Consider the following 13,629-nt stretch of genomic DNA (forward strand, 5'->3'; position numbering starts at 1 on the left):
CGCCTGCCAACCCCGCAAGCCATGCTCCTCGCGGCTATCGGCGTTTTTCCACACTCAACGGGGACATAGCCTTCTTTTTTGCCCCGATGCGAGCAAGGTTTGCGTTGCCGGCGTTGCCGCACAAGCTTTTCGCGGGCATTGTGTGCACAATGGGTGCAAAGCGTTTTCCTGTGTCCTGTCGATGGAGAATTTCACGATGTCGCATGCTTTTGCCAAAACCCTGAAGTCCTTTGAGCTGGCCGAGGGCAAGAAAGCCAAGTTCTACTCGCTGCCCGCGCTAGCCAAGCAGTTTCCCGAGATCAAACGCTTGCCGGTCTCGATCCGCATCGTGCTGGAGTCAGTGCTGCGCAACTGCGATGGCAACAAGATCACCGAGGAGCATGTGGCGCAGCTGGCGCGCTGGAAGCCCCAGGCCGAGCGCACCGACGAGATTCCCTTCGTGGTCGCGCGCGTGGTGCTGCAGGACTTCACGGGCGTGCCGCTGCTGGCCGACCTGGCCGCCATGCGCAGCACGGCTGCCAAGCTGGGCAAGAAACCCAAGGCCATAGAGCCGCTGGTGCCCGTGGATCTGGTGGTGGACCATTCCATCATGGTCGACTACTTCGGCACCAAGAAGGCGCTGGACCTGAACATGAAGCTGGAGTTCCAGCGCAACCAGGAGCGCTACCAGTTCATGAAGTGGGGCATGCAGGCCTTCGACACCTTCGGCGTCGTGCCTCCGGGCTTCGGCATCGTGCACCAGGTCAATCTTGAATATCTGGCGCGCGGCGTGCACAAGGCCAAGAGCGGCAAGGGCGACGCGGTCTACTACCCCGACACCCTGGTCGGCACCGACAGCCACACCACCATGATCAACGGCATAGGCGTGGTGGCCTGGGGTGTGGGTGGCATCGAGGCCGAAGCGGCCATGCTGGGCCAGCCCGTGTACTTCCTCACGCCCGACGTGGTGGGCTTCGAGCTGACCGGCAAGCTGCGCGAGGGCGTGACGGCCACCGATTTGGTGCTCACGGTGACCGAGTTGCTGCGCAAGGAAAAAGTGGTGGGCAAGTTCGTCGAGTTCTTCGGCGAAGGCACGCGCAGCCTGGCCGTGCCCGACCGCGCCACCATAGGCAATATGGCGCCCGAATACGGCGCGACCATGGGCTTCTTCCCGGTGGACGACAAGACCATCGACTACTTCAAGGGCACGGGCCGCACCAAGAGCGAGATTCAGGCCTTTGAAGCCTATTTCAAGGCGCAGAAGCTGTTTGGCGTGCCCAAGGCCGGCGAGATCGACTACACCCAGGTGGTCAAGCTGGACCTGGGCAGTGTGGCGCCGAGCCTGGCCGGTCCCAAGCGCCCGCAGGACCGCATCGAGATCGGCAGCGTGGCCACCAAGTTCAGCGAGCTGTTCAGCGCGCCGGTGGCGAACAACGGCTTCAACCAGCCTCCCGAGCGGCTGGTGCAGCGTTTTCGCGTGGCCTGCGGCGATGGCGAGTGCGCTTCCGAGGCGCCTTCGCTGCAGCCGGGCCAGCAACGCTCGGTGGTGGAGATGGAAAGCAACCGCCCGACGCTGGAAGCCGCGCAGGGCGAGCCCCCCACCGTCTGCGAGCTGCCCAAGAGCGACGATATGGCGCTGCGCATCGGCAACGGCGACGTGTTGATCGCCGCCATCACCAGCTGCACCAATACCTCCAACCCCAGCGTCATGCTGGCGGCCGGCCTGCTGGCCAAGAAGGCGGTCAAGGCCGGGCTCAAGGTCAAGCCGCATATCAAAACCTCGCTGGCCCCTGGCTCGCGCCTGGTCACGCGCTATCTGACCAAGGCCGGGCTGCTGCCCTACCTGGAAAAGCTGGGCTTTGCGCTGGCCGGCTACGGCTGCACCACCTGCATCGGCAATGCGGGCGATCTCACGCCCGAGATCAATGCCGCCATCCAGCAGAACAATCTGGTCTGTGCGGCCGTGCTCTCGGGCAACCGCAACTTCGAGGCGCGCATCCACCCCAACCTCAAGGCCAACTTCCTGGCCAGCCCGCCGCTGGTCGTGGCCTATGCGATCGCGGGCACGGTGCTCAAGGACCTGATGACCGAGCCCGTGGGCCAGGGCAAGGGCGGCAAGGATGTGTATCTGGGCGATATCTGGCCCAGCAGCGAGGAGGTGCAGGAGCTGCTCAAGTACGCCATGGACGGCGAGGCCTTCCGCGACAACTACGAGCTGGTGGCCAGCGAGCCCGGCAAACTCTGGGAAAAAATCCACGGCGTGACCGGTGCCACCTATACTTGGCCCGAGAGCACCTATATCGCCGAGCCGCCGTTCTTTGCCGATTTTGCTCTGGATCTGCAAGCGCCTGGCGCAGATGGCGCGGGCGCTGCGGGGCGCAAGGACGGCAATGCCTATGCCGTGCATGAGGCACGCGTCATGGCGCTGTTCGGCGACTCCATCACCACCGACCATATCTCGCCCGCGGGCTCCATCAAGGAGAGCTCTCCGGCGGGCAAGTGGCTGCTGGAGCACGGCGTCACCAAAGCCGACTTCAACAGCTACGGCTCGCGGCGCGGCAACCATGAGGTGATGATGCGCGGCACTTTCGCCAATGTGCGCATCAAGAACCTGATGATTCCCGCTCTGGCCGATGGCTCGCGCGAGGAGGGCGGAGTCACGCTCTACCACGATGGCCAGGGCAAGTCCGAGAAGCTGCCGATCTACGACGCGGCCATGAAGTACCAGGCGGCGGGCCGCGCCACCGTGGTGCTGGCCGGCGAGGAGTACGGCACGGGTTCCAGCCGCGACTGGGCGGCCAAGGGCACCCAGCTGCTGGGCATCAAGGCCGTGGTGGCGCGCAGCTTCGAGCGCATCCACCGCTCCAACCTCGTGGGCATGGGCGTGCTGCCGCTGCAGTTCAAGGGTGACGACAGCTGGCAAAGCCTGGGCCTGACGGGCGAGGAGTTCATCGACGTGGTTCCCGCCGCCGACCTGGCTCCGCAAAGCGATGCCGAGCTGCGGATCACGCGCGCCGACGGCAGCCAGCAGTCGGTGACCGTCAAGCTGCGCATCGACACGCCCATCGAGGTCGACTACTACCGCCATGGCGGCATCCTGCCCTATGTGCTGAGGCAGCTGCTGGACTGACCGGCTCCGCATCCCGCCAAAAAAGGCCTGCTCCATACCGGGGCAGGCCTTTTTTCGTAGAGCGGGGGCTGGCTATTTCATCGAATGCAGCCCGAACATATTGCCTTCGGTATCCGTGGCCAGGGCAATGAAGCCGTAAGGGCCGATGGCGAATTTTTCACGGTGGATGCTGCCGCCGTGCTTGGCGGCTCTTGCGGCCTGCTCGGCGCAGTCCTCGCAGGCAAAGTAGATCAGCGTGCCGCCGCCTCCGGAAGGGCAGCCGGGCATGCGCACCAGCGAGCCGGTGGCGCCCGCGTTGTCCATGGCGCCGGGGAAGGACCACATCTCCATGCCGGGCTGCTCTCCGCCGGGCATGGGCAGCGGCTGCAGCTGGTAGCCCAGAACGGCCTCGTAGAAGGCCTTGGCGCGCGGCATGTCCTGCACATAGATCTCGAACCAGCCAACGGGATTCATTGTCATATCGTGCTCCTTGCATTGCCTGAGAAGGTAAGGGCTCCCGAGGCCCGAGCGACCGCGGGAAGGCGAGACAAACGGGCCTGCCATATTCCTGCAGACGGCTGCCGCGCACAAGCAGGCATGTCTGGCTATTGTTGCCAGATGTAAAAATGCAGGACCTTGGCAAGGCTCGGTGGAAGTGATGAAGCCGGGCGCTGAAAGCTCAATCAGGATGTCGATCTTTGCCGTGATCGTCGGCGAACTGCCGCGCTACCTGGCGGAACGATTCGTGGATGGCGAGAAAGGCCGCCACGATGTCGGGATCGAAGTGCGAGCCGCTGCCTTGCCGGACGATGTGCACGGCCTCTTCGTGGGGAAAGGGCGGCTTGTAGACCCGGCGGGAAATCAGGGCATCGTACACATCGGCCAGTGCCATCAGGCGTGCCGAGACAGGGATGGCCTCGCCCGCCAAGCCTTGCGGATAGCCTGAGCCGTCCCACTTCTCCTGGTGGGAATATGCGATCTCGCAGGCGAGATGCAAAAAGGTGCTGGGCTCGTCCATGAGCTGCTCGGCCCGGGTGATGGCGTCCCTGCCCAGCGTGGTGTGGGTCTTCATGATCTCGAACTCTTCGGGTGTGAGCTTGCCGGGTTTTAGCAGGATGGCGTCGGGTATGCCGACCTTGCCGATGTCGTGCAGCGGGGCGGATTTGAACAACAGATCGATGACTTCATCGCTCAGGAAGCCCGAGAACCGCGGGTGCGTCTGCAGCGCCTGCGCCAACAGCCTCACATAGTGCTGAGTGCGGCGGATATGGTTGCCGGTCTCGTTGTCGCGGGCTTCGGCGAGCGAGGCCATGGCCATGATGGTCACGTCCTGGGTCTGCTGAATCTGGCGCGTGCGCTGTGCGACCTCGGCCTCGAGGCGCAGGTTCTGGTCCCGGAGCTGGTCGGCGGCGGCCTTGAGCGCCAGGTGGTTGCGCACCCGGGCCAGAGCGATGGGCGGCGAGATGGGCTTGGTGATGTAGTCGACCGCGCCGCAGTCCAGGCCCTTCTGCTCGGCCTCGGCATCCGTCTTGGCCGTCAGGAAGATGACGGGAATCTGCTGCAGGGCGGGAGTGGCCTTCAACCGGCGGCAGACCTCGAAGCCGTCCATGTCGGGCATCATGATGTCGAGCAGGATCAGGTCGGGCGGGGGAAGCATGGCGGCAGCCTGCAATGCGCGCTCGCCATTGGTGGCAATCCGTGTGCGGTAGCGTTCTTTGAGCAACCCTGCCATGAACGCGATGTTCTGCGGCGTGTCGTCGACGATCAGGACCGTTGGCAGGAAAGAGGCATCGTGGATGCTGCTCATGAAGGCTGCTCCTGAAGGGCGATGCCCAGAGTCCGGGCTCTGCGCCCCAGACGCTCCAATGCGGCATCGAAGTTGTAGTTGCTCACCTCCGCTTCAAAAGCCGCGAAGTCGTCGTCCGTCGCAAACAGCGTCTTTAGCGCCTCCAGGTGATCGAAGAGGTAATCCACCGCCTCCCCATCCGCATGAGCGAGGAGTGCTGCGAGCCGGCGGGCGGCGTCCGAGGCCGCACCAGGGCAGGCCGGGGGCGAGGCGGTCTGGCCGGGGCTTCGGGGCGTGGCTGGCCGGTCGGGCAACCGGCCAATCCAGCGTGCGATCGTCTGCAGCACGACGGCCGGCTCCAGCGGCTTGGCGATGTGGTCCACCATGCCGGCAGCGATGCACCGGCGCTGCTCCTCGGGTAAGGCATGGGCGGTCATGGCAATGATGGGCAGGCTGCCGAACCGCGCGTCGACACGAAGGCGCCGCGTCGCTTCGAGGCCGTCCATCTCCGGCATCTGCAGGTCCATCAACACGACGTCATAGTGTCCAGGGTCTGCGCAGCGGAGCATTTCCAGGGCTTCGCGTCCGTTGCCGGCGAGCTGCACCTCGGCTCCCGCGCCCTCCAGCAATTCGCGGGCGATTTGCTGGTTGATGTCGTTGTCCTCGGCCAGCAGCAGCCTCGTGCCTTGCAAGGGCTGCTGCAGGGCAGCTCCTGAGCCCGCCGTGGTGCGCACCGCGAAGAGCTGGATCAGAACGTCGGCCAGGGACGACGCGCTCACGGGTTTGTGCAGCAGGGCCTTGATGTTTGCAGTCCGCCCCAGTGCGGTTTCGCGCTCGTCCTTGCCAAAGGGCTGAAGCAATACGACCGGCAGGTTGGGCGCTGCGCGCGCCAGCATCTGCGCCGTCTCAAGCTCATCCATGGCAGGCATCCCGGTATCCAGGAACGCTACGCCGAAAGCGGGCTGCTGCGTCGTGGACAGAGCGCGCAGGGCTTGCTCTCCCGAGGCAACCGCATGGGGCTGGAGGCCCATGCTCTGCAGCGTCTGCGACAGCCGCTCGCGCACTGCGGCGCTGTCATCGACCACCAGGGCGCGCATACCCTGTAGCGCCTCGGGCAGGGTCCGGCGCGGCTGCGGGGAGTCATCATTCTTGGTGAACCATGCGGTGAAGCTGAATCTGCTCCCCCGGCCCGGCGCGGAGTCGACTCGGATCGTTCCCCCCATCAGGCCCACGATGCGCTGGCAAATGGCCAGTCCCAGCCCCGTGCCGCCGTACTTGCGTGTCGTAGATCCATCGGCCTGACTGAATGCGTCGAACACATGGGCTGCCTGCTGCTGCGTCATGCCGATGCCCGTATCGCTGATCTGGAACCGCAATTGCACGCGGTGGCCTTCGTGGTCGGCACGGCCTACGTGGATGATGACCTGCCCGTGCTCGGTGAACTTGACCGCATTGCTGAGCAGATTGGTGATGATCTGGCCGAGCCGCAGCGGGTCACCGCGCAGCGTCAGGGGTACGTCTGCGTCGATGTCGCACAGCATCTCCAGTCCTTTGTCCGTCGCCTTCTGCGCGACTAGGGCGAGGCTGCCATCCACCACCTCGTCCAGGCGGAGCAGCGCCTCTTCCAGTTCGAGCTTGCCTGCCTCGACCTTCGAGAAATCGAGGATGTCGTTGATGATCCCCAGCAGCGCCGTGCCGGCGCCGTGGATCTTCGCGACATAGTCGCGCTGCCTGGGCGACAGATCAGTTTTCTGGATCAGGTGCGCCATGCCGATGATGGCGTTCATGGGAGTGCGAATCTCATGGCTCATATTGGCCAGGAACATGGATTTGGCTTGGGTGGCCTCCTCCGCGGTTTGCTTGGCGATGCGCAGGTGGTCGAGCAGCCGCTGCTGTTCGTGCGCCAGCTTTTCCAGATCCCGGGTGCGCTCCGCCACCTTGGCCTCCAGGCCCCGTGTGGCCTCCAGCAGCATCACGCGCATGCGCTCCTGGGCGCTGACCAGTTTGTCGATTTCACGGGTGTGCGTGGACAGTTGTACGGGCTCGTCGAGCTGCAGGCTACCGATACGCTCGCTCTGCGCTGCCAGATGGTCCACCATGTCGGCGAATCGTTTGGAAAAGCGATGCGCGACCATGAACACCAGGCCCAGCACGGCCAGGATCATCAACCCCATGGCGGCAGTATGCCAATTGGTAGTCAGAGTGAAATCGCTGCGGGGGCCGAGCGTCGCCACCAGCAGGTGCAGATCGCCGAACTGCAAAGGCCGGAATCTCGCGATCCAGGGTTCGGCGGCAACCTGGAAAAAAACCGGAGCGTCGGTGGGACTGGCTTGCGCGCGCCACGAGGACAGCGCGGCCGCCAGCTTGGTGGCGCCAGCTTGCTCAGGTGACTTGGACAGCCAGACCGCAGGGCTGCTGCCGGGGGATAGCGGCAGGAAGCGGGGAGGGGTCAGCAGCCTGGCATCGTGGGTGAGCAGGGTCGCGCTGCCATTCGTGCCCACCTGGAGCTGCGAGGTGAAGCGGGTGAGGTCTTGTAGCAGCAGGTCCAGGGCCGCGACCCACGATTCGCCGGTGGCCGGCTCGGCCCAGCGCAAGGTGGCGGTGATGCCGATGTCCTGGCGCTCGAAGAATTGGTAGGGTGCGGTCCAATGGACCTGGTCCGTCGGCGCGGCCTGCGCTTCCTTGAACCAGGGCCGGGTGCGTGCGTCGTACAGGCGCTCGATCCGCTCCTTGCGCAAAAACCGTCCGTCATCGTCGTAGTGGAACCAACGTTGCACGGCGCCGTCCCGTGGAATGTTGGCGACGCGCACGATCCAGCGCGAGCCTTGGTCCGACTCGGGGTTGAGTTCGATATAGCGTCCCTGTCCGTCGGCGAAGATGGCCCCCGCGATCTGGCGCTGGGCCTTCAGGGCCGGGATGAGCAGCTTGGCAAAAGTATGAGGTTCCTCGGTATCCAGTACTCCGCTGCGGCCCCACTCCCGCAGCGTGCTCAACTGCCTGGTGGCCGCGCCGAACAGCGCGCTGACATCGTTGTCCACCTGTTCCGAGGCCTGTGCCATGGCCGTATTGGCCAGCTCCTTTTGTGCTGGGCGGGTGACGACGAGGTAATTGGCGCTGGCAAAGGCAGCGAAGGCCAGGACCACGATGCCGAGAATTCTGTGGAGCAGGTAGTCGTGGATGGCCGGCCGGTCGCTGGTGCGAGCGGTGCGTTCCCTCAGGCGAACGAAGCTATCCGAGAACCCCATGCACTCCCCCTTGCCGTGGTCAGCTTATGTCATGGGGCATTCTGGCATGGGCTGCGGCCAGAGAAAACGCCAGACCCGTCCAGGCGACACGGAACAGGTCCTTGCCCGACGGGGCAAGGATCCCCGGGGGCTGGCGGCTCAGCCGTCAGACCTGTTCGGCCAGCAGCTCCTGCAGCGCCTTGACCTGCTGGCGCAGGCGTTCGTTCTCGGCCTCCAGCTCCGTCACGCGGGCTTGCAGCTCTTCGGCCGATGCCGCGGGGGCCGCGGCCTGCTCGTCGCCGGCTTCCGCTTCCTTGGCCGCCTTGGGCTTTTTCTTGGCATCGCGCACGCGCTTGGCGGCCTGCTTGAGCGCGTCGGCGCCTTCGGCGGCCACGGCCTGCTGCTCTTCCTCGGGCAGGGTGGCGACCACGGCCGCGGCATTGAGCGAGAGCTCGCCGGACTTGACGGCGGCCACCACGGCGGGCGCAGCTTTCTCCTGGATGGTCTCGATCATCTTGACCTGGCCGGCCGAGAGGCGGGCCGCGCGGGCCAGGGCTTCGCGCGTGTCCAGCGCTTCGTCGGGCACCTTGGCCACGCTGGCCAGGGCCTGGGCCACAACGGGATCGGTCTCGCCTTCCCAGGGGGCTTCCTCGCCTGCCGGCTGGGCGGCCTTGGCAGCGTTCACGGCAGCCGCTGCCGCAGCGCGTCGCTCGGCAATGATCTCGCGCTTGCGCAGCGCCAGCACGCCGCGCTGGAAGTCCGAGACTGAGCGGCGGCCCAGGTGCTGGTCGATCATCCACAGGTGCACGTCGTCCATGTTCTTGAACTGCGTGGCCTGCACGGTGTTGAACGGCAGGCCGTGCTTCTGGCAGATGCCGTAGCGGTTGTGGCCGTCGATGAGCAGATCGCCCCAGACCACCAGGGAGTCGCGGCAGCCTTCGGCGAGGATGCTGCGCTCCAGCGATTCGTGCTCGTCCGGGGTCAGAGGGTCGATATAGGCCTTCAGGCCTTCGTCAATCTTGAGTTCCATGGTGTTCTTGAAGTGATAGCAGCTAGCGCAAGGTGTTTCTGTATTTGGGGCAGAAACCGATCTGATAAATAGGCAGGTCAAGCGCAACCAGCTGCGGAAAAAAGAGCAACGCCCCAGCTCATGGGGCGTTGGCAAGCAAGATCGGGTTCGAGCTTACAGCAGACGCGAAATCAGCGCACCGTCCACAGGGCCTTCGAGCGGAATGCGCACGCGCACCGGGTTGCCCTGGGCGACTTCCACGGGTTGGCCTTCGAGGTTGAACATCTTCTCCAGTTTGACCTGGCGATTGCCCTGGGGATGGATGATCTCCAGCGTATCGCCGACCTGGAAGCGGTTCTTGGTCTCGACCTCGGCCAGGCCGTCGGCCCAGCTGCGCACCTCGCCCACAAAGTGGCTGCGCTGCAGCACGCTGTGGCCGGTTTCGTAGTTCTGGTAGTCGTTGGCGGGACGGCGCTCCAGCAGGCCGCCGGTATAGCCGCGGTTGGCCAGGCCCTCGAGTTCGGTGATCAGCTCGGGGTTGAACGGGCGGCCGGCCACGGCGTCGTCGATGGCGCGGCGGTAGACCTGGGCCGTGCGGGCCACGTAGTACAGGCTCTTGGTGCGGCCTTCGATCTTCAGCGAATCCACGCCGATCTTGGTCAGGCGCTCCACATGCTCCACGGCACGCAGGTCCTTGGAGTTCATGATGTAAGTGCCATGCTCATCTTCCATGATGGGCATGAGCTCGCCGGGGCGGCCTTTTTCCTCGAGCAGATAGATGGCATCGGCCTTGGGATGGCGCTGCTGGTCGCCGCAGGTGCTGGTGAACTGGTTGTCCAGATCGTTCTTGGCTTCTTCGAAGTTGAAGCCGTTTTCCATGGTCTGGCCCAGCGCCTCGCCGGTATTGGGGTCCACGGCCGCGTCGTGCGTCTTGTAATCCCAGCGGCAGGCGTTGGTGCAAGTGCCCTGGTTGGGGTCGCGGCGGTTGAAGTAGCCCGACAGCAGGCAGCGGCCCGAGTAGGCGATGCACAGCGCGCCGTGCACAAACACTTCCAGCTCCATGTCGGGGCATTCCTGGCGGATCTTTTCGATCTCGTCCAGGCTCAGCTCGCGCGACAGGATGATGCGCGAGACGCCCATCTTCTGCCAGAACTTCACGGTGGCGTGGTTGGTGGTGTTGGCCTGCACGGACAGATGAATTTCCTGCTCGGGCCACTTTTCCTTGACCATCATGATGAGCCCGGGGTCGGCCATGATCATGGCGTCGGGCTTCATGGCGATGATGGGCTCGATGTCGCGCAGATAGGTGCGCACCTTGTCGTTGTGCGCAATCAGATTGCTGGTCAGGAAGAACTTCTTGCCGCGCGCATGGGCCTCGGCAATGCCCTGGCCGATCTGCTCCAGGCGGAATTCGTTGTTGCGCGCGCGTAGGCTGTAGCGCGGCTGGCCGGCGTAGACGGCGTCGGCGCCGAAATCGTAGGCGGCGCGCATCTTGTCGAGCGAGCCGGCAGGCAGCAGCAGTTCGGGGGCTTTGAGGGTCATGATGGCGCGTATTGTCCCGCAAACCGTTTGCCATTGCGTTGCGTGGGGGGCTGGCCTAGGCTCTCGCTATCGTCCGGGCTGGGCGGGCTAAGCCCTGTTTTTCGGGCGATGCGCGGGTTGGGGGCTACGCAAAATCTGGCTGCCGCCATGGTCAGCCGTGCTTGGGGCGCGGGCCATGGCTCATAAGGGAGTTTTTGATGTTCCGATATCTGAGTATCCGCAGAGGGCTGATCCTGGTGCTGGTCCTGATGCTGCTGGCGCTGGCCGTGGCCGCCGGCGAAGGCCTGCACAGCGCCATCAAGGGCGCAACGGGCACGCAGGCGCAGTACGACTTCTTTCACGGACGGCTGCTGGCCATCAAGCAGATGCAGATCCACATCGTGGAAAACCGGCTGGAGTTCTCCACGGGCTACCGCGAGCTGCTGCGCGGCGACAAGGCCGCGCTGCAGGAAGCCGTGGGCGATGCGGAAAAAGCCCTGGCCAATGCCGACAAGCAGGCCCAGGCCTTGCTGGCCGAAGCCGAGGCCAAGGCCCTGCCCGAGGAGCAGGAGCGGGCCCGCGCCGTGGCCCAGGCCTTTGCGGTCTACAAGGACATGGCACAGCGCAGCGCCCAGGCCTTGCGCAGCGGCAACGAGGAAGCGTATTACGGCACGGCCATGCGCGCCGAGCGCCGCAATGCGCTGCAGGGGCTGGAGGCGGCTATCCGCGCCTATCTCGATGCGTCCAACCAGCGCTCGCAAAGCCTGATTGCCCAGGCCCAGGCCTCGGCCTCCCAGGCCATGCTGGGCAATGCGGTGCTCATGGCTCTGGGTCTGGTGCTGGCCCTGGGCTGCTGGCTGTTCATCCGCGGCCAGGTGCTGCGCCCGCTGGACGAAGCCAACAGCGTGCTGGAGACCGTGGCCCGGGGTGATCTCACGGGACGCATTCCACAGGCCCGGCACGAGATCGGCCGCCTCATGGCCGCGCTGCAGAGCATGCAGGACAGCCTCGGCGACATGGTGACCGAAGTGCGCCAGGGCGTGGGCGAGATCGGTGTCGCGGCCCAGGAGATCGCGCTGGGCAATGCCAATCTGAGCGGCCGTACCGAGCAGCAGGCCTCGGCCCTGCAGCAGACCGCGGCCAGCATGGAGCAGCTGTCTTCCACCGTGCGCCAGAACGCCGACAACGCGCGCCAGGCCAACCAGCTGGCGGCCAGCAGCCTCGAGGTGGCCGAGCGCGGCGGCCAGGCCGGCACCGAAGCCGTGGCCACCATACGTGCGCTGGCCGACGGCTCCCGGCGCATGGCGGAGATCGTCACCGTCATCGACAGCATTGCGTTCCAGACCAATATCCTGGCGCTCAATGCCGCCGTGGAGGCGGCGCGCGCCGGCGAACAGGGCAAGGGCTTTGCCGTGGTGGCCTCCGAGGTGCGGGCCCTGGCCCAGCGCTCGGCCACGGCAGCCAAGGAGATCAAGAGCCTGATCGAGGACTCGGTGACCCAGGTGGATCTGGGCTCCAAGCAGGCCGAGCAGGCCGGCGAGCTGGTGCAGCAGATCCTGGCCTCGGTACGCCGCGTGACCGACATCATGGGCGAGATCTCGGCCGCCTCTCAGGAGCAGGCCTCGGGCATTGCCCAGGTCAACCAGGCCGTGTCCCAGATGGACCAGAACACCCAGCAGAACGCGGCCCTGGTGGAAGAGGCCGCAGCCGCTGCGGGCTCGCAGGAGGCACAGACCCGCCGCCTGCAGGAGGCCGTGGCGCGCTTCAAGGTTGCGGGCGCGGCCGGCATGCAGCGCCAGAGCCAGCCCGCGCCTCTTGCCCGCCCTGCCGCCGTGCCCCGCCAGACCGCTAGGCCTGCAGCGGCCAGGCCCACGGCTGCCATGCCCAAGCGCCCGCCCGCGCTGGCCTCGGCCGGCACGGCCGCAGCCGCGCCTGCATCCGCGCGCGATGATGGGGGCGACTGGGAGAGCTTCTGAGCCCGGTGCTGGCGGCTAGGGTTGGCCGGCGGACTCCCGGCGCAGATGGGCCAGCAGCCGGCCTGCGGGAGCGGATGGCGAAATGCCTTTGGCCGTGCACAGCCAGAGCTGGCGCCTGGCCCAGGCATCGCAGAGCGGCACGGCAACGACCCCGGTGGCGGCCGCATGGCGCCGGACCGCGGCCGCAGGCAGAACGCAGAGGCCCACGTTCTGCCCGACCAGCTGGCACAGGCCCTCGGGGTGGGGTAGTTGCACGCGCAGGCGCAGCGCGCTGCTCATGAGATGGGGCTTGCTGGCGACGGCGGCCTTTTCCAGCAGCAGGGCCTGCTTCAGCAGCAGCTGCTGCAGCGCCGAATCGCGCGGCAGGCCCACCCAGTTTTCATGGACGATGTCGGCTAGCGCCAGACTGGAGCGCGTGGCCAGCGGATGTTCGGCCGCAAGCACGGCCACCAGCTGGTCGCTGCGCCAGGGACTGCAGTCCAGGTCGGCCAGTGGCGGCGGCTGGTCCGCATCCCAGGCGGCCACGCCCAGATCGCACAGGCCTTGGCGCAGGCCGTCCAGCACCTCGGTGCTCGGGCATTCCTGCAGCTCCAGTGCCAGCTGCGGGTGCTGCTGCAAAAAGCCGCTGATGGCCAGAGGCAGGTGCTCGCGTATGGCCGAGGTATTGCCGCGCAGGCGCACCTGGGCGGCCAGGCCCGAGCCGAAATCGCCCATGGCGCCGCGCAGGCTCTGCATCTGCCGCAGCACCTGGCGCGCGTGCTGGCCCAGCGTATGGCCGGCTGCCGTGGGCTGCACGCCGCGTGCTTGGCGGACCAGCAGGGCCGTGCCCAGAAGCTCCTCCATGCCGCGCACGCGTTCGCTGGCCGAGGCCGGCGTGAGATGGCTGCGCTGGGCCGCCGCCGTCAGCGTGCCGCTGTCGAGGACATGCACAAACAGCTGGAGGTCGGTCAGATCGAAGCGCATGGGATTCAAGCCTAAGGTTTATACGAAGTCTGGATTTGAATAATCCCGCTGGTCAAGCCTCT

Annotated in this window: 8 protein-coding genes; 2 read left to right on the top strand and 6 right to left on the bottom strand. The window is 65.9% G+C overall.

Translation table 11 applies throughout. The annotated features are described in order from the left end of the window. The first annotated feature begins 196 nt into the window (after window positions 1-196). Window positions 197-3,109, top strand: coding sequence for an aconitate hydratase (locus AB6724_RS19680; protein WP_369340236.1), 2,913 nt, complete (start codon window positions 197-199; stop codon window positions 3,107-3,109). A 72-nt stretch (window positions 3,110-3,181) separates the two neighbouring features. Here AB6724_RS19680 and AB6724_RS19685 read toward each other — a convergent pair whose 3' ends face one another. The 5 genes from AB6724_RS19685 to trhP all read right to left on the bottom strand — a co-directional run bounded on the left by AB6724_RS19685 (window position 3,182) and on the right by trhP (window position 10,649). Continuing rightward, on the bottom strand, window positions 3,182-3,568 hold the full coding sequence (locus tag AB6724_RS19685) for a VOC family protein (RefSeq protein WP_369340237.1): 387 nt from the start codon (window positions 3,566-3,568) through the stop codon (window positions 3,182-3,184). 199 nt (window positions 3,569-3,767) lie between these two features. Beyond that, on the bottom strand, window positions 3,768-4,895 hold the full coding sequence (locus tag AB6724_RS19690) for a response regulator (RefSeq protein WP_369340238.1): 1,128 nt from the start codon (window positions 4,893-4,895) through the stop codon (window positions 3,768-3,770). Further along, complete coding sequence (locus tag AB6724_RS19695) at window positions 4,892-8,119, bottom strand: response regulator (protein ID WP_369340239.1); 3,228 nt, start codon at window positions 8,117-8,119, stop codon at window positions 4,892-4,894. Before AB6724_RS19695 ends, AB6724_RS19690 begins: the two co-directional genes overlap by 4 nt. A 145-nt stretch (window positions 8,120-8,264) precedes the next feature. After that, on the bottom strand, window positions 8,265-9,128 hold the full coding sequence (locus AB6724_RS19700; protein ID WP_369340240.1) for a plasmid replication/partition related protein: 864 nt from the start codon (window positions 9,126-9,128) through the stop codon (window positions 8,265-8,267). Window positions 9,129-9,281: 153 nt separating this feature from the next. Continuing rightward, on the bottom strand, window positions 9,282-10,649 hold the full coding sequence (gene trhP / locus AB6724_RS19705; protein ID WP_369340241.1) for a prephenate-dependent tRNA uridine(34) hydroxylase TrhP: 1,368 nt from the start codon (window positions 10,647-10,649) through the stop codon (window positions 9,282-9,284). A gap of 197 nt (window positions 10,650-10,846) precedes the next feature. Here trhP and AB6724_RS19710 point away from each other — a divergent pair, with 197 nt between their 5' ends. Beyond that, window positions 10,847-12,604 (top strand): methyl-accepting chemotaxis protein, encoded by a 1,758-nt coding sequence (locus tag AB6724_RS19710; RefSeq protein ID WP_369340242.1) that lies wholly within the window; start codon window positions 10,847-10,849, stop codon window positions 12,602-12,604. A 15-nt stretch (window positions 12,605-12,619) separates the two neighbouring features. On the opposite strand, the gene AB6724_RS19715 is transcribed toward AB6724_RS19710, so the two are convergent. After that, window positions 12,620-13,567 (bottom strand): LysR family transcriptional regulator, encoded by a 948-nt coding sequence (locus AB6724_RS19715; protein WP_369340243.1) that lies wholly within the window; start codon window positions 13,565-13,567, stop codon window positions 12,620-12,622. Window positions 13,568-13,629: the final 62 nt, after the last annotated feature.

This window comes from Comamonas guangdongensis (assembly GCF_041079535.1).
GTDB lineage: Bacteria > Pseudomonadota > Gammaproteobacteria > Burkholderiales > Burkholderiaceae_C > Comamonas > Comamonas guangdongensis.